This window comes from Bartonella sp. CM120XJJH (genome assembly GCF_042194715.1).
In the GTDB taxonomy this organism is placed as follows: Bacteria; Pseudomonadota; Alphaproteobacteria; order Rhizobiales; family Rhizobiaceae; genus Bartonella.
In genome coordinates this window covers 1-556 of record NZ_JBHINE010000149.1, presented here as the reverse complement: position 1 = coordinate 556, position 556 = coordinate 1, and the positions used below count along the sequence as shown (strand labels likewise).

Annotated in this window: 2 protein-coding genes; both read left to right on the top strand. The window is 44.8% G+C overall.

The window, feature by feature from the left end:
- Positions 1–238, top strand: a 238-nt coding sequence (locus tag ACFIKU_RS10280) for a hypothetical protein (RefSeq protein WP_375657450.1), incomplete at its 5' end; no start/stop codon positions are given.
- The coding region (locus ACFIKU_RS10275; RefSeq protein ID WP_375657449.1) for a phage terminase large subunit at positions 219–556 on the top strand (338 nt) is incomplete at its 3' end. The genes ACFIKU_RS10280 and ACFIKU_RS10275, both read left to right, overlap by 20 nt.

The window sequence follows — 556 nt, the reverse complement described above, 5'->3', positions numbered from 1 at the left end:
AATGACGCGCATTTTAAAAGAGGCAGTGGTTAAGGCTGCTGAGAATGTTGGGAATAAAATTGGCAAGGATGGTTTGACCTCCTATTTGGAAAAGCAGGCTATGGAATGTCCAGCGGCTTATTTAGCGTTGCTTGGTAAGGTGTTGCCTTTACAGGTAACAGGTGAAGATGGGGGAGCCATTAAGGTGATAACGCGTGTAGAAATCGCGCCTTTGGTCAATGACAACACGACAGATTAGTATTGTACCAAAACTCATTCCTATTTTTGCAGGGGACGCTTTGGTACGGGCGGCTTGGGGTGGACGAGGGTCTGGAAAGACAAGATCATTTGCCTTGATGGCGGCTTTAAAAGGCTATCAATTTGGTATGCAAGGGATATCAGGCACTATCCTTTGTGCGCGTCAGTTTCAGAATTCTTTGGCAGAAAGTTCATTGGAGGAGATTAAACGCGCTATTGAAGCGCATGACTTTTTAAAGGACTATTACAAGGTTGGGGAATCTTCGATTAAGTCGATAGATGGTCGTATAGCCTTTCAGTTTTCTGGTCTTGACCGCAA